Origin of the sequence: Shewanella rhizosphaerae, from assembly GCF_019457655.1 — a bacterium.
In the GTDB taxonomy this organism is placed as follows: Bacteria; Pseudomonadota; Gammaproteobacteria; order Enterobacterales; family Shewanellaceae; genus Shewanella; species Shewanella loihica.
On record NZ_CP080420.1, the window covers coordinates 3,350,217 to 3,373,842 of the forward strand.

The 23,626-nt window shown below is 52.6% G+C and carries 18 protein-coding genes and 2 tRNA genes; 2 read left to right on the forward strand and 18 right to left on the reverse strand.

Features of this window, described 5'->3' with window-relative positions; all coding sequences use genetic code 11:
- Positions 1-54: 54 nt before the first annotated feature.
- Positions 55-2,157: a polyribonucleotide nucleotidyltransferase gene (gene pnp, locus K0I63_RS14595; RefSeq protein WP_011866619.1), complete on the reverse strand. Its 2,103-nt coding sequence runs from the start codon at positions 2,155-2,157 to the stop codon at positions 55-57.
- A 195-nt stretch (positions 2,158-2,352) separates the two neighbouring features.
- Here pnp and K0I63_RS14600 point away from each other — a divergent pair, with 195 nt between their 5' ends.
- The gene (locus tag K0I63_RS14600) at positions 2,353-4,386 is read left to right on the forward strand and encodes a putative bifunctional diguanylate cyclase/phosphodiesterase (RefSeq protein ID WP_011866620.1); all 2,034 of its coding nucleotides are present in this window, start codon (positions 2,353-2,355) and stop codon (positions 4,384-4,386) included.
- A 120-nt stretch (positions 4,387-4,506) separates the two neighbouring features.
- Here K0I63_RS14600 and rpsO read toward each other — a convergent pair whose 3' ends face one another.
- The 14 genes from rpsO to rlmE form a co-directional block, all read right to left on the reverse strand.
- Entirely contained in the window at positions 4,507-4,776 is a 270-nt protein-coding gene (rpsO, locus tag K0I63_RS14605) for a 30S ribosomal protein S15 (RefSeq protein WP_011866621.1), read from the reverse strand.
- 95 nt (positions 4,777-4,871) lie between these two features.
- Positions 4,872-5,819, reverse strand: coding sequence for a tRNA pseudouridine(55) synthase TruB (gene truB / locus K0I63_RS14610; protein WP_220081504.1), 948 nt, complete (start codon positions 5,817-5,819; stop codon positions 4,872-4,874).
- A complete protein-coding gene (rbfA, locus tag K0I63_RS14615; protein ID WP_220043076.1) occupies positions 5,819-6,241 on the reverse strand; it encodes a 30S ribosome-binding factor RbfA in 423 nt (140 codons plus the stop codon). Before rbfA ends, truB begins: the two co-directional genes overlap by 1 nt.
- A gap of 124 nt (positions 6,242-6,365) precedes the next feature.
- Positions 6,366-9,023, reverse strand: a complete 2,658-nt coding sequence (gene infB / locus K0I63_RS14620; RefSeq protein WP_220043077.1) for a translation initiation factor IF-2 — start codon at positions 9,021-9,023, stop codon at positions 6,366-6,368.
- Between the two features lie 26 nt (positions 9,024-9,049).
- Positions 9,050-10,549: a transcription termination factor NusA gene (gene nusA / locus K0I63_RS14625; protein WP_011866625.1), complete on the reverse strand. Its 1,500-nt coding sequence runs from the start codon at positions 10,547-10,549 to the stop codon at positions 9,050-9,052.
- Between the two features lie 27 nt (positions 10,550-10,576).
- A complete protein-coding gene (gene rimP, locus K0I63_RS14630; RefSeq protein WP_041407366.1) occupies positions 10,577-11,032 on the reverse strand; it encodes a ribosome maturation factor RimP in 456 nt (151 codons plus the stop codon).
- Between the two features lie 159 nt (positions 11,033-11,191).
- A tRNA-Met gene (locus tag K0I63_RS14635) sits at positions 11,192-11,268 on the reverse strand.
- A gap of 103 nt (positions 11,269-11,371) precedes the next feature.
- Positions 11,372-11,457, reverse strand: a tRNA-Leu gene (locus tag K0I63_RS14640).
- 122 nt (positions 11,458-11,579) lie between these two features.
- Entirely contained in the window at positions 11,580-11,924 is a 345-nt protein-coding gene (gene secG / locus K0I63_RS14645) for a preprotein translocase subunit SecG (RefSeq protein WP_011866627.1), read from the reverse strand.
- 1 nt (position 11,925) lies between these two features.
- Complete coding sequence (tpiA, locus tag K0I63_RS14650; protein ID WP_011866628.1) at positions 11,926-12,708, reverse strand: triose-phosphate isomerase; 783 nt, start codon at positions 12,706-12,708, stop codon at positions 11,926-11,928.
- A 168-nt stretch (positions 12,709-12,876) separates the two neighbouring features.
- Positions 12,877-14,208 (reverse strand): phosphoglucosamine mutase, encoded by a 1,332-nt coding sequence (gene glmM, locus K0I63_RS14655; RefSeq protein ID WP_220081505.1) that lies wholly within the window; start codon positions 14,206-14,208, stop codon positions 12,877-12,879.
- Between the two features lie 80 nt (positions 14,209-14,288).
- Complete coding sequence (folP, locus tag K0I63_RS14660; protein WP_220083468.1) at positions 14,289-15,074, reverse strand: dihydropteroate synthase; 786 nt, start codon at positions 15,072-15,074, stop codon at positions 14,289-14,291.
- A 154-nt stretch (positions 15,075-15,228) separates the two neighbouring features.
- Positions 15,229-17,196: an ATP-dependent zinc metalloprotease FtsH gene (gene ftsH, locus K0I63_RS14665; protein ID WP_220043079.1), complete on the reverse strand. Its 1,968-nt coding sequence runs from the start codon at positions 17,194-17,196 to the stop codon at positions 15,229-15,231.
- Positions 17,197-17,241: 45 nt separating this feature from the next.
- Entirely contained in the window at positions 17,242-17,871 is a 630-nt protein-coding gene (gene rlmE / locus K0I63_RS14670; protein WP_011866632.1) for a 23S rRNA (uridine(2552)-2'-O)-methyltransferase RlmE, read from the reverse strand.
- 91 nt (positions 17,872-17,962) lie between these two features.
- Between rlmE and yhbY the strand changes: the two genes are divergently transcribed.
- Complete coding sequence (gene yhbY / locus K0I63_RS14675) at positions 17,963-18,262, forward strand: ribosome assembly RNA-binding protein YhbY (protein ID WP_033537396.1); 300 nt, start codon at positions 17,963-17,965, stop codon at positions 18,260-18,262.
- Between the two features lie 76 nt (positions 18,263-18,338).
- Here yhbY and greA read toward each other — a convergent pair whose 3' ends face one another.
- The 3 genes from greA to carA form a co-directional block, all read right to left on the reverse strand.
- The gene (gene greA, locus K0I63_RS14680; RefSeq protein WP_220081506.1) at positions 18,339-18,815 is read right to left on the reverse strand and encodes a transcription elongation factor GreA; all 477 of its coding nucleotides are present in this window, start codon (positions 18,813-18,815) and stop codon (positions 18,339-18,341) included.
- Positions 18,816-19,111: 296 nt separating this feature from the next.
- Entirely contained in the window at positions 19,112-22,333 is a 3,222-nt protein-coding gene (gene carB / locus K0I63_RS14685) for a carbamoyl-phosphate synthase large subunit (RefSeq protein WP_220043080.1), read from the reverse strand.
- 20 nt (positions 22,334-22,353) lie between these two features.
- On the reverse strand, positions 22,354-23,526 hold the full coding sequence (gene carA, locus K0I63_RS14690) for a glutamine-hydrolyzing carbamoyl-phosphate synthase small subunit (RefSeq protein WP_220081507.1): 1,173 nt from the start codon (positions 23,524-23,526) through the stop codon (positions 22,354-22,356).
- Positions 23,527-23,626: the final 100 nt, after the last annotated feature.

Consider the following 23,626-nt stretch of genomic DNA (forward strand, 5'->3'; position numbering starts at 1 on the left):
TAAAAAAGGAGACCTAATGGTCTCCTTTCAAATTTAACTCGCTTTCGCTATCGATTATTCGCTTGCCGCTTCTTCTTTCGGCTGAGCTTCTTTCATCGACAGACGTACGCGGCCTTGGCGATCGACTTCCATCACCTTAACCTTCACTTCCTGACCCACTTCCAGGTAGTCAGAGACGTTGGCAACACGCTCCTCTGCGATTTGCGAGATGTGTACCAGACCGTCTTTACCCGGCAGGATAGTCACGAAGGCACCGAAGTCAACGATACGAACAACCTTACCGTTGTAGACAGTGCCCACTTCAACTTCTGCAGTGATCTCCTGGATACGACGGATAGCTTCCTTGGTCGCATCGCCGTTGGCAGAGGCAATCTTAACGGTACCGTCATCTTCCAGCTCGATAGTGGTGCCAGTCTCTTCGGTCAGCGCACGGATAGTTGCACCGCCTTTACCAATCACGTCACGGATCTTCTCTGGGTTGATCTTCAGAGTGGTGATACGCGGCGCGTGATCTGAGATCTCGGCGCGGTGGCCTGAGATAGCCTGGTCCATCACATTCAGGATGTGTACGCGAGCACCGTAGGCTTGTTGCAGAGCGATCTGCATGATCTCTTTGGTGATACCTTCGATCTTGATATCCATCTGCAGCGCGGTAACACCGTCACGGGTACCAGCCACTTTGAAGTCCATGTCACCCAGGTGATCTTCGTCGCCCAGAATGTCAGAAAGTACAACGAAATCGTCGCCTTCTTTAACCAGACCCATGGCGATACCAGCAACTGAAGTCTTGATAGGTACACCGGCATCCATCAGCGCCAGTGAAGTACCACACACAGACGCCATTGAGCTTGAACCGTTAGATTCGGTGATCTCAGATACTACGCGGATGCTGTATGGGAACTCTTCAGCCGTTGGCATTACCGCGTGGATACCACGCCATGCCAGCTTACCGTGACCGATTTCACGACGCTTAGGCGAGCCAACCATACCGGTTTCACCCACTGAGTATGGAGGGAAGTTGTAGTGCAGCATGAAGCGGCTGGTTTGCTCGCCCATGATGCTGTCGATCTTCTGTGCGTCACGCTCAGTACCTAAGGTACAAGTCACCAGCGCCTGAGTTTCACCACGGGTGAACAGAGCACTACCGTGAGTACGTGGCAGTACGCCCGCCATCACGCTCAGGGCACGAACCATGTCTGGCTCACGACCATCGATACGTGGGTTGCCCGCGATGATGCGACTACGAACCACTTTCTTCTCTAGGCTACCAAGCAGACCGTCAATTTCGCGTGCATCGGCATCTGGGTTTTCAGCCAATAATGCTTCTTTAGCCGCCGTTTTAACGACATCAACCTGAGCATAACGATCTTGCTTAACCACAATCTGGTAAGCTTCGGTTAGACCCGCTTCTGCCAAATCTTTAACCTTAGCAACCAGCTCTTCGTTTTGTACTGGAGCTGTCCAGTCCCACATTGGCTTGTTAACTTCGGCTTTTAGCTCTTTGATCGCCTGGATAACAACTTGCTGTTGCTCATGACCGTAAACCACGGCGCCAAGCATCACTTCTTCTGGCAGCGCATCGGCTTCAGACTCAACCATAAGTACTGCATTTTCAGTACCGGCAACAGAAAGTTCCAGTTGGCTGTTTTCTAGCTGTGAAACCGTTGGGTTGAGGATGTACTCGCCATCGACATAACCCACACGAGCAGAACCCAGTGGACCGTTGAATGGAATGCCTGAGATAGACAGAGCCGCAGAAGTACCGATCATAGAGATCACTTCTGGGCTGATTTCTGGATCAACAGAAACAACAGTGATGATCACCTGAACTTCGTTCTTAAAACCATTAGGGAATAGAGGACGAATAGGACGGTCAATCAGACGTGCAGTGAGGGTCTCGCCTTCAGATGGACGACCTTCACGCTTGAAGAATCCACCAGGGATTTTACCCGCAGCGTAAGTTTTTTCCTGGTAATTAACGGTTAACGGGAAAAAGTCACGACCTGGCTCTTCAGCTTTCTTGCCAACAACAGTAACCAATACTGTTGTATCGCCCATACTTGCCAAAACAGCTGCGTCTGCTTGACGTGCAATAACCCCAGTCTCTAGCGTGACTGTGTGCTGACCATATTCAAAACTCTTTACGATTGGATTCACGTGAACCTTTCCTTAATTTAATAACCTTAATTTCGCGGCTAAGTATACTGCAAGTCTAATCAATAGATAAAGAGCACATGTAGATGACAAAGCTGAATCTTTTCTCTAAAGTGGTTAGATAAAGATAAATTTCTGTCTATCGCTGCTTTTTCTGAAAATAGAATGTGATTGGTCACTAGGAACAAGGGGTGGCAAATGAGCGCTCGGTTTAAATCCTTAACATGGAAACAGACGACACTGGTCGTGTTTTCAGCGTTATTTTTTGCCGTTGCCATCTTTATCGTCGAAGTCGCCTTAGTCGGCGTCTCGGCCCGTCAACAGCTCATGGTCGCCCAGGAAGAGCTGCTGGACTCCATCGAACAACCCGCCGCCAACGCCGTCTGGGCACTGGATGACAATCTGGCCACTCAGACCCTCGAAGGGGTACTCAAGGTCGAGCATGTGGGCGAGGCGGTGATCGAACTCGACGATGGCAGCATGTTTGTCTCCATGAACAACCCCTTCACCGACAATCCGCTGGTGCGCAAACTCAGTGAAAAGCTGTTTGGTGACCTGAAACAGATAAGCCGTACCCTCTACCGCCCCTCCTTCTTCGAGGGCACAGAGAAGCAGCAGATCATCGGCACCCTGACCATCTTCTATAACACCCAGGAGCTGACCGACTCCCTCTTCTCACAGTTACGCTTTAGCTTCCTGGCCACCCTTGCCCGGGCGCTCTTGGTCACCATGGCACTGTCCATCATCTTCCACCGCTTCCTCACCAAGCCGATCGCGCAGATCAGTGAGGCGATTGATAAAATTGACCCTGAGCTACCGGACGAAAACCTGCTGCCCACGTCAACCGCCCACCAAGATGACGAACTAGGCCTGGTGACATCAAAATTTAATCAAATCTTAATTCAATTTGGCCAGACCCAGAGCAAGCTTCGGCGCATGGCGACCCGAGACCCTCTCACCGGCCTTCCCAACCGCACCCTGCTGCTGGAGACCATAGCGGTATCGATTCAGCGCGCCAGGGTGCACAAGCACCAATTTACCATGCTGTTTATCGACCTCGACCGTTTCAAGAACGTCAACGACTCTCTGGGCCATGCCCTTGGTGATCAGTTCCTGGCCCGTATCGCCAGGGTGCTGGAGCGGGTAGTCGGCGATCGCGGCACAGTGGCGCGTCTAGGTGGCGATGAGTTTGTCATCCTGGCCGAAGATGCCAGAACACCGGATCAGGCCGCCGACTTTGTCGACAAGCTACTGATGCAACTCAACGTGCCGCTGCAGCTGAACGAACACACCATTCATCCCGCCGCGTCGGTGGGGATCTCCATCTACCCCGACGATGGCCTGAGCGCCGAAGATCTGATCCGCCATGCCGATATCGCCATGTACAGCGCCAAGGCGGCGGGGTCTAATCAGTGGGCCTTCTTCAAGCAGCAGATGACAGAGCGGGCAGCGGTACGTCTGAGAACCGAAGCCTCCCTGCACGACGCCCTGAAGAACAACGAATTCCTGCTGCATTTTCAGCCCAAGTTTAATATCAAGACCGGCAAGGTGATCGCCTGTGAGGCGCTGATTCGCTGGAAGAAAGATGGCAGGCTCATCAGCCCCATGTCTTTTATCCCTGTGGCCGAAGAGACAGGCATCATCATCCCGCTAGGACGCTGGGTGATCGAAGAGGCCTGTCGCACCCTGAAACATTGGCGTAAGCGCTACAACTACGCCATTCCCATCGCGGTTAACGTCGCCTCGCAACAGTTTGCCGACGCCAGCCTGGTGCCGGACATCAAACAGCTGGCGCTGAGGTACCAGATAGACCCGAGTCTTCTAGAGGTGGAGATCACCGAGACCTCGCTGATGAATGATATTGAGCTCGCCATCCATAAACTGGAGCAGCTTAAGGGGGCCGGATTTGGTATCGCGGTCGATGACTTCGGTACCGGCTACTCCTCACTCTCCTATCTGCGTCATCTGCCGATCACCACCATGAAGATAGATCGCTGCTTCGTGACGGATCTGCCTAACGAGAGCGCCATCGCCTCCACCATCTTGATGCTCGGCAAGCAGCTCAACCTGCATATCGTGGCCGAAGGGATTGAGAATGAGCAGCAGCTCAATTGGCTAAAGCAGATGGACTGTGAAATAGGCCAGGGCTTCTACTACAGTCAACCGCTGGATATCAGCGAATTCGAGAACCGCTATATCGCCCCCAACAACGCTAGCATCAGTCAGATTTAATCGTCGCTTTAATGTCACCAAAGCGATTAGCCAGTGCGATTAGCTAAAGCCATTTCCGAAAATCAGGCATAAAAAAAGGAGGCTAAGCCTCCTTTTTTCACTACAGCGCTAATCGATAGATTAGCGACGTAGACCTAACTTCTTGATAAGCTCTTGATAGCGCTCGTTTTCAGTGCGCTTCAGGTAAGCTAGAAGCTTACGACGAGAGTTAACCATGCGAAGCAAACCACGACGTGAGTGATGATCATGGATGTGCTCTTTGAAGTGACCTTGTAGGTGGTTGATCTGTGCAGTTAGCAGAGCAACCTGAACTTCAGTAGAACCAGTGTCATTTTCACCACGACCGAAATCAGCCAGGATTTGTGCTTTTACTTCTTTACTTAGTGACATTTCTTTCTCCAAAAATAGATAGAAACTTCAGCCGATCACTAACTCAGCCAAAGAGAGCGCGCTATAGTACCGATTTTAGCGCCATTAAGCAAGCCTCAAGCCTGCTCGTCGTGCAATACCACCAGGCGCTTAGGCGCCAGCAAGCCATCGTCGTTCATCTGGCCAATACCAACAAACTGTTTCGCCTCACCTAGGGTGATACGCACCAACTCATCGACGGGCAAATTAGCCACCTGAACCGGATTACCGTTCATCAGATAATGGGCCAGCTCGTCAGAGACATTGATCTCTTTGAGCCCGCTCACCGCGGTATCCATGGGCAGCAACAAAGGATCCAGCAGCTCCTTAGGCGGACGCTCCTCTTCCTGCGCCTTGGTTAGCAAGGCCTCGAGCTGCTCCAGCGTCACCATCTTATCGTAAGGATAACCGGCGACTCCTGTGCGGCGCAGCATGATGACGTGAGCACCACATCCCAGCATCTCACCGAGATCATCGGTAATGGTGCGGATATAAGTCCCCTTGGAGCAGTGGATGTCCAGGGTCAGCTCGTCACCCTCAAGCTTAATAAAGTTAAGTTCGAAGACGTTAATTGGACGCGCCTCGCGCGGCACCTCTTTGCCTTCTCTGGCGTACTTGTACAGGGGCTGGCCCTGATACTTGAGCGCCGAGTACATTGAGGGCACCTGCATGGTCTCACCACGAAAATGCTCCAGCGCCTCTTCGAGTTGCTGCTCGGTGAAGTTAATCGGGCGCGTCTGCACCACCTCACCGTCTGAGTCGCTGGTATCAGTGCGCACACCTAGCTTGGCGGTCACCAAGTAACGTTTATCGGCATCGAGCAGATGCTGCGAAAACTTGGTGGCCTCACCCAGGCAGATCGGTAGCATGCCGGTCGCTAGAGGGTCCAGCGCGCCGGTATGACCCGCCTTAGCGGCGTTGTAGATTCGCTTTACTCTCTGTAAGGCGAAGTTGGAGCTCATTCCCGTGTCTTTGTCCAGCAGCACTATGCCGTCGACCAAGCGACCTCTAGGTTTACGCGCCATTATTTATCGTCCTGCTCGGTGTCGTCCAGCTCTTCGTCGTCACGACCGTGTTCAGCCGCCTTAGCCTTATCCTTGGTGATCACCTGACTCACCAGGTTAGACATGCGCATCCCCTCGATCAGCGAGGCATCGTAGATGAAGCGGATTTCGGGCATGACCCTAAGCTTCATACGACCCGCCACCAGAGAGCGAACATAACCCGCGGCCGCTTCCAGCGCCGCCAGCTTCTCTTCTACGACCGCCTTGTCTTCCTCGAAGAAGGTGACATAGACCTTGGCGTAGTTCAGATCGCGAGATACATCGACGTCGTTGACCGTCACCATACCGATACGCGGATCTTTGATGTCCCGTTGCAGCACCTGAGCCAGCTCCTGTTGCAGCTGCTGAGCGATGCGACGAGTACGACTAAATTCTCTTGCCATAATATTTTGCCATCTCAAAAACAGGTGACCTGCTCGGTAAAACTGCAACCGCTGTTATTTGGGTCGCGTCTTGACGCTGGGTCATGCCTGAACAAAAAGGGCGGCTTACGCCGCCCCTTGATACTTATAAGGTTCGAGCGATTTCGACCGTTTCGAAGACCTCAATCTGATCGCCAACTTTGACGTCATTATAGTTCTTCACGCCGATACCACACTCCATACCGTTACGAACTTCGTTAACGTCATCCTTGAAGCGACGCAGTGATTCTAGCTCACCTTCGAAGATCACCACGTTGTCACGTAGTACACGGATTGGCGCGCTACGCTTGATGGTACCTTCGGTGACCATACAACCAGCGATAGCACCAATCTTAGGCGACTTGAACACGTCACGCACTTCGGCAAGACCAATGATCTCTTGCTTGAACTCAGGTGCCAACATGCCGCCCATCGCCGCTTTAACTTCATCGATCAGATGATAGATAACGCTGTAGTAACGTAGGTCAACGCTTTCGCTTTCAATCGTCTTACGCGCCTGTGCATCAGCACGAACGTTGAAACCAACCATAATAGCGTTTGACGCAGCCGCCAGGGTCGCATCTGTCTCGGTCAATCCACCTACACCGCTGGCGATGATGTTAACCTTCACCTCGTCGGTAGACAGCTTGTTGAGCGAGTCAGAAATCGCTTCCAGCGAGCCTTGTACGTCGGCCTTAAGGACGATGTTCAGCTCTTGGACTTCGCCTTCGGTCATGTTAGCGAACATGTTCTCAAGCTTAGACTTCTGCTGACGGGCCAGCTTAACGTCACGGAACTTACCTTGACGGTAGAGTGCCACTTCACGTGCCTTACGCTCGTCACGAACAACTGTCGCTTCGTCACCGGCAGATGGCACACCAGAAAGACCTAAGATCTCAACAGGAATCGATGGACCGGCTTCGGTGATCGACTTGCCGTTCTCATCCTTCATCGCACGGACTTTACCGTACTCCAGGCCACAAAGAACGATATCGCCCTGCTTCAGGGTACCTTCTTGTACCAGGATGGTCGCTACAGGACCGCGGCCCTTATCTAGCTTAGACTCAACCACAACGCCCGCTGCCATGCCTTCGCGTACCGCTTTCAGTTCTAGTACTTCGGCTTCAAGCAAGATGCCTTCCAGCAGCTCGTCGATACCTTCACCAGACTTCGCAGACACGTGAACGAACATGTTGTTTCCGCCCCAATCTTCTGACATCACGCCATGTTGAGACAGTTCAGACTTAACGCGATCAGGATCCGCTTCTGGCTTATCAATCTTGTTCACCGCAACGATAAGCGGTACACCGCCCGCCTTAGCGTGCTGAATCGCTTCGATGGTCTGTGGCATCACGCCGTCATCGGCAGCAACGACTAGCACAACGATATCGGTCGCCTTGGCACCACGTGCACGCATCGCGGTAAACGCGGCGTGGCCTGGGGTATCCAGGAAGGTGATCATGCCATTGTCGGTTTCAACGTGGTATGCACCGATATGCTGGGTAATACCACCCGCCTCACCAGAAGCTACCTTAGCGCGACGAATATAGTCGAGTAGCGATGTCTTACCATGGTCAACGTGACCCATGATGGTCACAACCGGCGCACGTGGCTCAACCTTAACGTTGCCGTCACGGTCGGCGAGTACTTGATGCTCAAGCTCGTTTTCACGAGTCAGAACCACCTTGTGGCCCATCTCCTCGGCAACCAGCTGTGCAGTTTCCTGATCCAGTACCTGGTTGATGGTAACCATAGAGCCCATCTTCATCATCTGCTTGATGATCTCGGTCGCCTTAACCGCCATCTTCTGTGCCAGCTCGGCAACCGTTACGGTTTCGCCGATGGTCACGTCACGGGTAACGGCCGCAGCTGGCTTGTTAAAGCCATGGTCCATCGCCTCTGGCGCGTTGCGCTGATTGCGGTTGTTACGACCACCGCGAACTTCTTTACCGCCACGCTTTTTGCCGATAGGCTCTTTCTTGCCACCGGCAGGCTTACGCGCACGGCGACCACGTCGCTCGGCGTCTCTGTCCGCCGAATCTTCGGCGGCGCGCGCTTCACTCGATGTGGTCACATGGTGATCGGCGCTGTTTTCAGACTCTTTACGCTGACGCTCTTCTTCCGCCCAACGCTTCTCGTTCTCTTCGGCAAGACGACGCGCTTCTTCGGCAGCAGCCTTAGCTTCTTCGTCAGCCTTAGCCTTAGCGGCAGCTTCTTTAGCCGCTAGCAGGCGAGCTTCTTCCACCTTGGCGGCTTTCTCTTCTGCTGTTTCTTCAGCAGCAGGCTTACCTTCGGCAGCCTTCTTCGCCTTAGCTTCTGCCTCGGCCTTAGCCTTAGCTTTTGCTGCGGCTTCCGCCTCAGCTTTCGCCTTGGCTTCCGCGTCTGCCTTGGCCTTAGCTTCTGCTTCCGCAGCTGCCTTGGCTTCGGCTTCTGCCTTGGCCTTAGCTTCTGCCTCGGCTTCAGCCGCTACATCACGCTTAACGAAGGTACGCTTCTTACGCACTTCTACCTTGATATCTTTCGACTGGCCGCCGCTACCCGACACGCTCAGTGTCGAGATAGACTTACGCTGCAGTGTCATCTTGGTTGGCGCTGAATCGCCACCGTGTTGCTTCTTCAAAAACTCAAGCAACTTCTGCTTTTCATCTTCTGAAACTGTGTCGGTCTTACTCTTCTTAATACCGGCCTCAGAAAACTGCTCAACTAAGCGATCAGCACTCTTCCCTACTTCTTCGGCCAGTTTTGCTACTGTGGTATCTGCCATCTGTAAACTCCCCTCTGTTGATCGACTTAAGCTTCTTCGCCAAACCAACAGATGTTGCGGGCCGCCATGATGAGCTCACCAGCCTTTTCTTCTGTTAATTCTTCAATCTCGATCAAATCATCAATGCCTTGTTCGGCTAAATCTTCAAGCGTAATCACGCCTTTACTTGCCAACACATACGCCAAGTGACGCTCTAAACCTTCTAGGGCAAGTAAATCTTCGCTTGGCTCAGCACCGTCAAGTGCTTCCTCGGATGCCAAAGCCCGTGTAGAGATCGCAGCCTTAGCGCGTTCTCTGAGTGCCTCAACGATCTCCTCGTCGAAGCCGTCGATTTCAAGCAACTCTGACTCAGGTACGTAGGCAACTTCTTCAAGTGAGGTAAAACCTTCATCTGCCAGTACTTGAGCAAAATCTTCATCGACATCCAGTGCAGAGACGAACAGGTTAACGATCTTGGCGCTTTCCGCCTGATGCTTAGCCTGCATATCTTCCACTGTCATCACGTTTAGTTCCCAGCCCGATAACTGAGTCGCCAAACGTACGTTTTGACCGTTACGGCCAATAGCTTGCGCCAACGAGTCGGCTTCAACGGCGATATCCATAGAATGGTTATCTTCGTCGACTATGATAGAAGCCACATCGGCCGGCGCCATCGCATTGATCACAAATTGCGCTGGGTTATCATCCCAAAGCACGATATCAACGCGCTCACCACCTAACTCATTAGACACGGCCTGAACACGCGCGCCGCGCATGCCCACACAAGCACCGATAGGATCGATGCGACGGTCATTTGACTTAACCGCAATCTTAGCGCGAGAACCTGGGTCACGAGCGGCGCCCATGATCTCAATCATCTCGTCGGCAATTTCCGGTACTTCTACGCGGAACAGCTCGATCAGCATGTCTGGCTTGGTACGGGTCAGGAACAGCTGTGCACCGCGCGCCTCTGGACGTACGGCATAAAGCAGCGCACGAACGCGGTCACCAGGACGGAAGCTCTCACGTGAGATAAGATCTTCTTTGAACAGCACGGCGTCGGCGTTGTTACCCAGATCCACAACGACGCTCTCGCGGTTGCTCTTCTTCACCACACCCGTGATCAGCTCGCCTTCTTTTTCCAGGAACTGGTCGACGATCTGTGCGCGCTCGGCTTCACGTACCTTCTGTACGATTACCTGCTTAGCGGTTTGAGTGGTGATACGGTCGAAGACGACTGACTCGATCTCATCTTCGATATACTCGCCCACTTGAATCTCTGGGTTTTCGTAACGGGCCGCTTCCAGGGTGATCTCGCGGAAAGGATTTTCCAGCGCCTGACCTTCATCCTCAACCACCATCCAACGACGGAAAGTTTCGTACTCGCCTGTCTTACGATCGATAGCGACACGAACTTCGATATCGCCTTCATATTTTTTCTTGGTAGCCGTCGCTAACGCAATCTCCAACGCTTCAAAAATCTTTTCGCGTGGCACGGCCTTCTCATTTGAAACCGCCTCAGCGACTAGCAGAATCTCTTTGTTCATTCTCTTGCCTCGTTCAGCTCGAATCCATCAAAACTTAGCGATTAAGTTGCCCTTGCGGATATTATCCAAGGCAATAATCAGTTCGTTGCCATCTACGGTAAGGGTCAGCATCTGCCCCTCAACGCCCGCGACGGTCCCTTTTAAATTACGACTACCAGCGACAGGCATAGTCAGTTGTACCTTTACGGTTTCACCTAGGTATCGCGCATACTGCTCTGCAGTAAATAATGGTCTATCGACACCCGGTGAGGAAACTTCTAGTGTATATTCGGTCGAAATCGGGTCCTCGACATCGAGCACGGCACTGATCTGGCGACTGACATCGGCACAATCATCGATAAAGATGCCGTTTTCATTATCTATATATACACGCAGCACTGAATGCTTGCCTGCCTGTACATATTCCAATCCCCACAGACTATGGCCCAATGCTTCAACTGGTGCGATAAGCATCTGTTCCAGCTTACTTTCTAAAGTTGCCAAGGTTACCCCCCGAAAAACAAAAAAGGGCATAAAGCCCCAGTACGACATCATCAAATGACGATATTTCAAAAGTCCAGATAACAAAAAACCCCGTAATCACGAGGTCATATCATTCAGAACCTGTAACAGAAATGAAGCGCTGCTTCATCACTGGGAAGCTGGTTGCGGGGGCCGGATTTGAACCGACGACCTTCGGGTTATGAGCCCGACGAGCTACCAAACTGCTCCACCCCGCGTCAACTGCTGCAATTATATTGATTGTGAACAATATTTGCAATGATAAAGGCAGAAACCTCTGCCACTTTATCGATTCAGACCAAGCTAGGCTCAATCCAAATTTGGTGCGGATGGAGGGACTTGAACCCTCACGAGCTAGGCTCACCACCCCCTCAAGATGGCGTGTCTACCAATTCCACCACATCCGCATGTGATCGTTACTTCGACTGGTTAAGAATTTTTATGAGTTTGAGGAGACTCATCTTTTCCAGTCGCGCTACCTAAATAAAACCAGGGTCTAATCTAAGTCGCGCTATGCTCTTTCGAGCGATTAGTCAGGGATCTTATCTTCTGACTTTTGTGCGTCTTTTGCTGCATCGGTAACTTGCTCAGTTACGGCTGCCGCATCGGCACCTAAATCTTTCCAAGATTCTTCTGTTTTAGCGTGGTTTGCGCTCAAGTTGCCGATCGTCAGACTCAGGGCAAAGAAGGCAATTGCCAGTATCGCTGTGGAACGAGTTAAAAAGTTACCCGAACCAGAAGAACCGAACAGAGTGGCTGATGCACCGGCGCCGAAAGAGGCCCCCATGTCAGCTCCCTTACCTTGCTGGATGAGGATCAAGCCAATCAGGCCCAACGCAACCAACAAGTAAATAACCATTAGAACTTCGTACATATTATGCGCTCATCGCTATCGAACATAAACTTAAAAACTCGGTAGAGTTTAAGCTAGCACCGCCTATCAGTCCACCATCTACATCAGGTTGAGCAAATAGATCTGCTGCATTACTCGGCGTTACGCTACCACCGTACAAAATCCTGATATTCTCTCCGATATACGGAGACACTTCAGAGAGACGCTTGCGAATAAACGCGTGTACTTCCTGCGCCTGCTCTGGCGTAGCGCTCTTACCTGTTCCTACGGCCCAAAGTGGCTCATAGGCGATAATCGCATTATCAAAAGCCATGGTGCCATTCTTCTCGATGACCACATCCAGCTCTTCTGCAATCACCTCGAAGGTGCGTCTCGCTTCACGGGCTGGACCCGACTCACCTACACATAAGATAGGGGTCAAACCATGCTTCTGTGCGGCGGCAAATTTTTCCGCCACGATGTCGCTTGTTTCGCCGTACATTCTACGACGCTCGGAGTGACCGATAATCACATAGCGACATCCAGAATCTTTCAGCATCTGCCCAGATACTTCGCCTGTATAGGCACCGAAGTCATGCTGACTCAGGTTTTGGGCACCCATTCTAACCAAGCAACCGTTTAAGGCTTCTTTGTTAGCATCGAGCTGCTGACGAACACTTTCAAGAAAAATACTTGGTGGACACAAGACCACTTCCGCAGAATCATTTTGAAGCTTGGTAGCAAACTTGGTAAACAACTCTTGCGCTAGCTGCGCAGTACCGTTCATTTTCCAGTTACCAGCGACCATTGGGCGTCTTAGTGCCATCACTGTCTCCTTCTGAAAGCGGGCTGAATAATAGCGAACCACTTGTTAAGTTACAATACCTAAATCTCGAATTTTTGCGATAAAGTGTCGAAGCGATTACTTTTTATCCTCGCGCGGGATAAATAGCACAGGATTTAACCCGGCGAGGCTAAATCCTGTACAAAGGCCTTAAACTAGCGCCTTGATGGCCTCGGCAATATAGTTTGCGTGGGCTTTTACATCGCTGGCGACATCGCCTTCGACCATGACGCGGATCAGTGGCTCTGTGCCCGACTTACGCAGCAGTACGCGGCCACGTTCGCCAAGTTTGGCCTCCACTTCCGCCTGGGCGCTCAATACGCTATCGGCCTCTAACGGGTTGTGAGTACCTTCAAATCTGACATTCACCAGCACCTGCGGCAGCATCTTAATCCCTTCGGTCAGCTCCTCAAGGGTCGCCTGCTTACGACACATGGCCGCCAGCACCAGAATACCGGCAACGATACCGTCTCCCGTGGTGCCATGATCCAGATTCAGGATATGACCCGAGTTTTCACCGCCGATGCGCCAATCTTTCTCTTTGAGCAGCTCCATCACATAGCGGTCACCCACCTTAGAGCGGGCAAAGGGAATATCACGGGCCTTGAGTGCCAAGTCCAGCCCCAGGTTAGACATCAGGGTGCCGACTACGCCGCCCTTTAACACGCCACGGTCCTGAGCATCGCAGGCCAGGATATAGAGGATCTCATCGCCGTCGATCACCTTACCATGACGATTCACCATCATGATGCGATCACCGTCGCCGTCCAGTGCAATACCCAGGTCTGCCTTCTCGGCGATCACTGTCTCGCGGATCTTACCCATAGAGGTAGCGCCCACCTCATGGTTGATGTTGATGCCGTCAGGCTTGTCACCTATGGTGATCACCTCGGCGCCAAGCTCACGAAACACACTCGGCGCTATGTGGTAGGTTGCCCCATGGGCACAATCGACCACTATCTTTAGGCCGTTGAGGGTATGCTCGGCAGGAAAATTACCCTTACAGTATTCAATATAACGACCGGCAGCGTCTTCGATGCGCGATACCTTACCCAGCAGGTGCGACTCGACACACTCCAGCGGCTTTTCGAGTTCACGCTCGATCTCCAACTCTACCTCGTCATCGAGCTTGCTACCGTCGGTAGAGAAGAACTTGATGCCGTTATCATAGTAAGGATTGTGAGATGCACTGATCACCACACCGGCTTCCGCCCTGAAGGTACGGGTCAGATAGGCCACGGCCGGTGTCGGCATAGGCCCCATCAACATCACATTCAAACCAGCGGCCGATAGGCCGGCTTCCATCGCAGACTCGAACAGATAGCCTGAAATACGCGTATCCTTACCTATGATCACCTTCTTAGTGCCGGCGCGGGATAACACGCGCCCCGCCGCCCAGCCAAGTTTGAGCGCCAATTCCGGGGTCATCTTACCCGCGCCCACCTTGCCTCTGATACCATCGGTTCCGAAGAATTTTCTCACTTGTTATTACCTCTGCCCCATCCCAGGGTCTTTCCTATTTAATCCAATTGACGCGGCCGCGCTTAGCGCCGCGCATCAATCTATAATGCCTGATAATTGGCGTAAGCCTGCATGACCTTGATCATATCCATAGTCGGTTTTACGTCATGGACACGAATAATATGTGCGCCTTGCTGAATACTCAAGAGCGCTGCGCTCAGGCTGCCCGCCAGACGCTCGCTCGGCGGCACGTTAAGCAGGTTGCCTATCATGCTCTTGCGCGACAGGCCGATAAGCAGCGGCAGGCCAAATGCCTTAAGCTCGGCCTGACGGTTTAATAATTCATAGTTGTGTGACAACGTCTTGCCAAAGCCATACCCAGGGTCCAGCAGCAGATTGTCCCTGGCAATTCCGGCATCCAGACAGGCCTCGATACGCTCCTCAAAGAAGGCGCTGATATCCCCTATGATATCCTGATATACAGGCGCATCTTGCATGGTTCTCGGCTGCCCCTGCATATGCATCAAACAGACGGGCACATTCAGCTTGGCGGCCACGGCTAAGGCACCAGGCTCCTGCAGGGCGCGCACATCGTTGATTAGATGAGCGCCGGCGGCAACCGCCTCACTCATTACCTCTGGCTTGCTGGTATCGACCGAGATCCACACATCATGATTGGCACTGACATATTCCACCAGGGGGATCACCCGTTCCAACTCATGTTGCACACTGACCTCGGCCGCACCGGGGCGGGTCGACTCACCACCGATATCTATGATGCTGGCACCTTCATTGACTAGGGTGTCGGCATGGCGACAGGCCGGCTCAAGATTGGCGAAGCGACCACCGTCTGAGAAGGAATCCGGCGTCACGTTAAGTATTCCCATTACTCTGGGCTGGGAAAGGTCCAGGCGTTTGTCGCCACAGACAAGTTGAAACCCTTGCTGCAAGATAGGCTCCTCGATCACACTGATGACGTAAACAAGAAAACCCCGTTAAGGGGTTTTCTGAGATAATGCAGTTAATCTATCGCAACGATGATTACTTGATAACAGGTGATTCATCACCTTCTTTTGGCTCGCTCGCTGGCTCGGCGGCAGGCGCTTCGCTCGGCTCAGGCGATGTAACCGCCTCACCACGACCGCCATTACCCTTGCCGTTTGAACCATTCTCATCCATGTTCCAATCGGCCGGAGCACGCACCTCTCGACGGGCCATCAGATCGTCAATCTGAGTCGCATCTATGGTCTCGTACTTCATCAGTGCATCTTTCATCGCATGAAGGATATCCATGTTATCGGTCAGGAACTGATGCGCGCGTCCATAGTTGTTGTCGATCAGCTGCTTCACTTCGAGATCGATAATCGACGCCGTCTCATCCGACATATGCTGCGCCTTAGCCATGCTACGGCCGAGGAACACTTCGCCCTCATCTTCGGCGTACAATACCGGACCTAGCTTGTCCGAGAAGCCCCATTGGGTCACCATGTTGCGTGCAATCGTAGTCGCATACTTGATGTCTTGAGAAGCACCGGTAGAGACACGCTCGCTACCGTAGATCAACTCCTCGGCGATACGTCCACCATAGGCTACAGAGATCTGACTCTCGAGCTTACGACGGCTCTGGCTGATGGCATCAGCCTCAGGCAGGAAGAAGGTCACACCCAGGGCACGGCCGCGAGGAATGATAGTCACCTTGTGCACAGGGTCGTGCTCAGGTACCAGACAGCCAACGATAGCGTGACCCGCTTCGTGATAGGCGGTCATCTCTTTCTCTTCTTCAGACATTACCATGGTGCGGCGCTCTGCCCCCATCATGATCTTGTCTTTGGCGCTCTCAAACTCTTCCATGCCCACCACGCGGCGATTACCACGGGCAGCAAACAGCGCCGCTTCGTTTACCAGGTTAGCCAGATCGGCACCAGAAAAACCTGGCGTACCGCGGGCAATCACGCTCGCCTTAACGTCATCGGCCAGCGGCACCTTACGCATATGCACCTTAAGGATCTGCTCACGACCACGTACGTCTGGCAGGCCAACCACCACTTGACGGTCGAAACGACCCGGACGCAGCAAGGCGGCATCCAATACGTCGGGACGGTTAGTCGCGGCGATAACGATGATACCTTCGTTACCCTCGAAGCCATCCATCTCAACCAGCATCTGGTTAAGGGTCTGCTCACGTTCATCGTGACCACCACCGACACCCGCGCCACGCTGGCGACCTACGGCATCGATCTCATCGATAAAGATGATACAAGGCGCAGACTTCTTAGCCTGCTCAAACATGTCGCGAACACGTGAGGCACCGACACCGACAAACATCTCAACGAAGTCAGAACCGGAAATAGTGAAGAAAGGCACCTTGGCCTCGCCGGCAATCGCCTTGGCAAGTAGGGTCTTACCCGTACCTGGAGGACCAACCAGGAGCACACCGGTAGGAATACGGCCACCCAGTTTCTGGAACTTAGTCGGCTCTTTGAGGTAATCGACCAGCTCTTTGACATCTTCCTTGGCCTCGTCGCAACCGGCGACGTCACCGAAGGTGGTCTTGATCTGATCTTCACTCATCAGCTTGGCTTTACTCTTACCGAAAGACATGGCGCCTTTACCGCCACCGCCCTGCATCTGGCGCATGAAGAAGATCCATACCCCGATCAGTAACAGCATAGGGAACCAAGAGATGAAAATCTGTGTGAGGAAACCTGACTCTTCGGCTTCCTGACCTTTCATGGTCACACCCTTGCGGTCAAGATCGTTGATCAGATCCTGATCATACATAGGCATGATAGTGGTAAATTTTTCCCCGGTTCTTTTGGTACCCTCGATGGTACGCTGGTCACTCTTCACCTCGACGGTGTTGATCTGGCCGGAGCGAACATCATCCAAGAAAGTTGAATAATCCATCTTCATGGAGTTCGATGAAGAGGGGGAGTAGCCCTGAAACACTGACATCAGCACGACGGCGATGACAACCCAGAGAATTAAATTTTTTGCCATATCACTCAAAATTACTAGACCTCATACAGTCTTGCGGTTACTGACGTTAGGTTACTACAACTTGTAACCCGTCGCCACAAGATAGACTTCACGCGAACGCGGTCGCGACGAGTCTGGCTTACGTGTTTTAACGGTGGTAAATGCCTCTCTCACCGCCTTCATATACTCATCAAAGCCCTCCCCCTGAAAGACTTTGACAGCAAAACTACCATTTGGTGCCAACACCTGATGACACATATCCAGTGCCAGCTCCACCAAATACATGGCGCGCGGCTGATCTACACCGCCCGTACCACTCATATTAGGTGCCATATCCGACAACACAACATCGACTTTAGCATCGCCTACGCGCTCGAGTAAGGCGTTAAGCACCTTCTCCTCGCGAAAATCGCCTTGCAGGAAATCGACGCCGACGATGGGGTCCATAGGCAAGATATCGCAGGCGATAACCTTACCCGTCTCTCCCGCCAGCTTGACGGCGATCTGCGACCAGCCCCCAGGGGCAGCCCCGAGATCCACCACAGTCATGCCGGGGCGGATCAGCTTATCCTTTTGTTGTATCTCTTCTATTTTAAACGCAGCGCGCGAACGCAATCCCCGTTTCTGCGACAACTTAACATAATGATCATCGAAATGTTCCTGCATCCAACGGGTGGAACTGGCTGTTCGTTTTTTACCTGACATTTAAAATCCGCAACAAATATGAGTTACACAAAGGCTATATGAGGGTAGAATAGCGGTTTTTCAACAGTAACTCAGCATAAAGTTGGTAGAAATGAACTTAACAACCAAACAAAAACAGCATCTAAAAGGCTTAGCGCATAACCTCAAGCCTGTTGTGCAGCTTGGTGCCAATGGCCTGACTGAAGGTGTACTGGCTGAAATTGATAATGCACTCTCTCATCATGAATTAATCAAAGTGAAAGTTGCCTCTGGAGACAGAGAGCTAAAAAATGCAGTCGTTGACGCCATTGTACGCGAAACTCAAGCTGAAAAGGTTCAGCTTATCGGTCACGTATTGGTCCTATTCCGTCAATCTCCAGAGATGAAGATTGCCGTACCAAGAGCCAAATAACTCTTGGACTCATGCCCACAAAAAAGCCGCTATCAATAGCGGCTTTTTTGTGGGCATGAATCGAGCGTAAATCAGTTTAGATATACTCTACCGCAGTGATCTCATAATCAGTCATACCGCCCGGGGTCTGAATAGAGACTTCATCCCCTTCCGATTTACCCACCAGGCCGCGAGCGATTGGCGAGGTCACAGAAATAAGGTTGGCCTTAATATCGGCTTCATCTTCGCCCACGATACGATAGGTAAATTCCTCGTCGGTATCCAGGTTCAAAATGGTTACCGTGGTGCCGAAAATAACACGACCCGTGTTTTCCATCTTGGTCACGTCGATGATCTGTGCATGAGACAGCTTGCCTTCGATATCGCGCACGCGGGCCTCACACAGCCCCTGCTCTTCGCGGGCGGCGTGGTATTCGGCGTTCTCTTTCAGATCGCCCAGTTCACGCGCAATCCCAATGGCCTCGGCAATTTTTGGACGCTTCTCAAACTTCAAAAAATCTAACTCTTCACGCAGTTGATTTGCACCAACAACTGTCATTGGAACCTTATTCATAGGAACACTCGTCTCCTCAAAACAAAAGCAGCCTAGTCAGCCTGACCACTAGGGCCACTGACCAGGAATAAAGAACGCTTGGAATCCATCTATTCTATACCCTGATGCATAGAGAAGCTATCGGATCCCCAAGAGATTGTTAGCGCGCCATCAGAACTGTGTGTTCCATGGCGCGCCCAAGGCAAGCAAGATGGCGCCATTCGCCCAGTATCAAGATTGCCTTGTTATATCTATTTCAACGAATTGAACGCCCATAAAAAAGGCCGCTTGCGCGGCCTTTTCGTAAGGGTTAACCCTTAGCCTTTAATGCGCTGGTGCAGCTCCTGCACTGAGGTCACATTGGTGCGACTGTCGGCAGAGTGCGCCATACAGGTCGCGAAGGCGGCGTTCAAGGTCGTAGTGTAGTTCACCTTGTAACGCAGCGCGCCACGACGCAGCTGACGTGAGTCTTCAATCGCCTGGCGGCCTTCTGTAGTGTTTACGATATAGGTGTACTCATCGTTCTTGATACGGTCAAGAATATGCGGACGGCCTTCGTGTACCTTGTTCACCAGACGAGGATTGATACCTGCTTCGCCCAGCACGACCGCGGTGCCGTGGGTAGCATCGATCTCATAGCCCAGCTCAATCAGCTTGGCAGCCAGGTCGGCAACACGCTTCTTGTCGCTGTTACGTACAGAAAGCAGCGCACGGCCAGACTTAGGCACCTCAGAAGTGGCACCCAGCTCAGCCTTAGCATAGGCCTCGGCGAAGGTAGCTCCCACGCCCATTACCTCACCGGTAGAGCGCATCTCAGGGCCAAGTAGCGGGTCAACACCCGGGAACTTGTTGAACGGCAGCACCACTTCTTTCACCGAGTAGAAAGGTGGGATCACCTCTTTGGTAAAGCCCTGCTCTTCCAGACTCTGACCGGCCATGACGCGCGCGGCGATCTTAGCCAGAGGAACACCCGTCGCCTTAGAGACGAATGGTACGGTACGGGCCGCACGCGGGTTAACCTCGATCATGTAGATGGTGTTGTCTTGTACCGCAAACTGCACGTTCATCAGACCCACAACGCCGAGTTCCATCGCCAGCTTACGCACCTGTTCGCGCATCTGATCCTGGATCTCCTGGCTCAGTGTGTATGGAGGCAGCGAACAACCCGAGTCACCCGAGTGAACACCCGCCTGCTCGATATGCTCCATGATGGCGCCTACCACAACAGTCGTGCCATCACATACCGCATCGATATCCACCTCGGTGGCGTTATCGAGGAAGTGGTCCAGCAGCACTGGCGAGGCGTTAGAGACGCTAACCGCTTCGTTAAAGTAACGACGCAGGTCTTGCTCGTCGTAAACGATCTCCATCGCGCGGCCACCCAGTACGTAGGATGGACGTACCACTAGCGGGTAACCGATACGCTCGGCGGAGATCACGGCACCTTCTACCGTAGTCACGGTATCGTTTTCCGGCTGCTTCATCTCCAGGCGTTGAATCGCCTGCTGGAAACGCTCACGGTCTTCGGCGCGGTCAATCGCATCCGGGCTGGTACCAATAATTGGCACACCGGCGGCTTCCAGGTCACGAGCCAGTTTCAGCGGTGTCTGACCACCGTACTGCACGATAACCCCTTTAGGCTGTTCGATGCGGACGATCTCCAGCACATCTTCCAGAGTCACAGATTCGAAGTAGAGTCTGTCAGAGGTGTCATAGTCGGTAGAGACTGTCTCTGGGTTACAGTTGACCATAATGGTCTCGTAACCGTCTTCACGCAGGGCAAGCGCCGCGTGCACACAGCAGTAATCGAATTCGATACCCTGGCCGATACGGTTAGGACCACCACCCAGCACCATGATCTTGTCGCGGTTAGATGGGTTAGCCTCACACTCTTCCTCATAGGTCGAGTACATGTAGGCGGTATCGGTTGAGAACTCGGCGGCGCAGGTATCGACGCGCTTGTACACTGGGTACACTTCGTGACGGTAACGCAGCTTACGCATCTCTGACTCGCTAACACCCATCAGGGCCGCCAGACGCGCATCGGAGAAACCTTTACGCTTGAGCTTGTAAAGGAAATCTTTGTCCATGCTAGCCATGCCAGCTTCTTTCACCTGGTTCTCAAGTGATAGCAGCTCTTCAATCTGCACCAGGAACCAAGGGTCGATATTGGTCAGCTTGAAGATGGCATCCATGCTCAGACCAGCGCGGAAGGCATCGGCGATATACCAGATACGCTCGGCGCCTGGCTCTTTCAGCTCATGGCGAATGCGCGACAGGGCATCGTTATCTTCGACATCGACGATAGGATCCAGGCCATTAACGCCGACCTCTAGGCCGCGCAGTGCTTTTTGCAGCGACTCTTGGAAGGTACGACCAATCGCCATCACCTCGCCCACAGACTTCATCTGAGTGGTCAGACGGTCATTTGCACCGGCAAACTTCTCGAAGTTGAAGCGTGGCACCTTGGTAACCACGTAGTCGATGGCAGGCTCGAACGAGGCTGGGGTGGCACCGCCAGTGATGTCGTTGCTCAGCTCATCCAGGGTGAAGCCCACCGCCAGCTTGGCGGCGATCTTGGCGATAGGGAAACCTGTCGCTTTCGATGCCAGGGCAGATGAACGCGATACACGCGGGTTCATCTCGATGATCACCATACGACCATCTTTCGGGTTGATACCGAACTGAACGTTTGAACCACCGGTTTCTACGCCGATCTCACGCAGTACCGCCAGTGAGGCGTTACGCATCAGCTGATATTCTTTGTCTGTCAGGGTCTGCGCCGGGGCCACTGTGATAGAGTCGCCGGTGTGCACGCCCATAGGATCGAAGTTTTCGATAGAGCAGACGATGATGCTGTTATCGTTGCGGTCACGAACCACTTCCATCTCATATTCTTTCCAACCGATAAGCGACTCATCGATCAGCAGTTCGTTGGTTGGTGAAAGCTCGAGACCCTGAGAACAGATCTCCTCGAACTCCTCCTTGTTGTAGGCGATACCACCGCCCGAGCCACCCATGGTAAATGATGGACGGATAATACAAGGGAAACCAACCTGCTCGAGTACCTCGTAGGCATCTTCCATGCTGCGGGCGATACCGGCGCGAGGACACTCGAGACCAATCTTCTTCATCGCCGCATCGAAACGGCTACGGTCTTCAGCCTTGTCGATGGCATCGGCCGTCGCGCCGATCATGTCGACGTTAAATTCGGCCAGCACGCCTTCTGCCTCGAGGCGCAGGGCACAGTTCAGTGCCGTCTGACCGCCCATGGTTGGCAGAATCGCATCGGGACGTTCCTTAGCGATGATGTTGCGCACCACTTCCCAGTGAATCGGCTCGATGTAGGTCGCATCGGCCATCTCTGGGTCTGTCATGATGGTCGCTGGGTTAGAGTTCACCAGAATAACCCGGTAACCCTCTTCACGAAGCGCCTTACACGCCTGGGCACCCGAGTAGTCGAATTCACATGCCTGACCGATAACAATCGGGCCGGCACCCAGGATAAGAATACTTTTTATGTCTGTACGTTTTGGCATTGCTGAAACTATCTCCCGGACTACTTGGCGTTATGACGATATTCTTCGATCAACTCGATAAAGTGATCGAACAGCGGCGCGGCGTCGTGCGGACCCGGGCTTGCCTCAGGGTGGCCCTGGAAGCTGAACGCTGGCTTGTCGGTCAGGTGAATACCCTGTAGCGAGCCGTCGAACAGCGACTTATGAGTCACCTTAACGTTGGCCGGCAGGCTGGTCTCATCGGCAGCAAAACCATGGTTCTGGCTGGTGATCATCACGTTGCCCTTCTCCAGGTTGCTTACCGGATGGTTGGCACCATGGTGACCAAACTTCATCTTCAGCGTCTTAGCGCCAGAGGCCAGTGCCAACAGCTGATGGCCAAGGCAGATACCAAAGAGTGGAATGTCTGTCTTGAGGAAAGCCTGAATCGCTTCGATGGCGTAGTCACATGGCTCTGGGTCACCAGGGCCGTTTGACAGGAAGATGCCATCTGGATTCATCGCCAGCACTTCGGCAGCAGGGGTTTGCGCCGGTACTACGGTCACATCGCAGCCACGGTCAACCAGCATACGCAGGATGTTGCGCTTAACGCCGTAATCGTAGGCTACGACCTTGTATTTCAGTTCTGACTCAGGGGTGTCACTCGGCAGGCCGCCCACCAGACGCCAGCTACCGCTGCGCCATTGGTATTGCTTCTGCGTGGTCACTTCTTTGGCCAAGTCCATGCCTTTCAAGCCAGGAAACGCCTTGGCAGCCGCCAGCGCCTTAGCTTCATCCATGTCACCCACTAAGATGGCACCCGCTTGTGCCCCTTTTTCCCTGAGAATACGTGTTAGTTTACGCGTGTCGATATCGGCAATGCCTACAACATTGTTACTTTTTAGGTAATCGCTGAGGGATTGCTCATTTCTGAAGTTACTCGCTAGCAATGGCAGATCACGGATGATCAGACCACAGGCATGAACAGATTCAGATTCGGTATCTTCACTATTGGTACCGGTGTTACCAATGTGCGGGTAGGTTAGAGTAACAATTTGACGAGAATAGGAAGGATCCGTCAGGATCTCTTGGTAACCCGTCATGGAAGTGTTAAATACCACTTCACCAACTGCGAGTCCATCAGCACCGATTGCAGTGCCAGAGAATACGGTTCCATCTTCGAGTACGAGTAAGGCAGACTTTGTCAACGCGACCTCCGAAAAGAGCCAAGCCATTGAATAATAAGGTTTTATTTTGTGTTTAAAATACCAACTTCCGCTTAAATACGAAATTTTGACAAATTCCGACAATTTTAAAGGTAATTGTGAAGCTCGT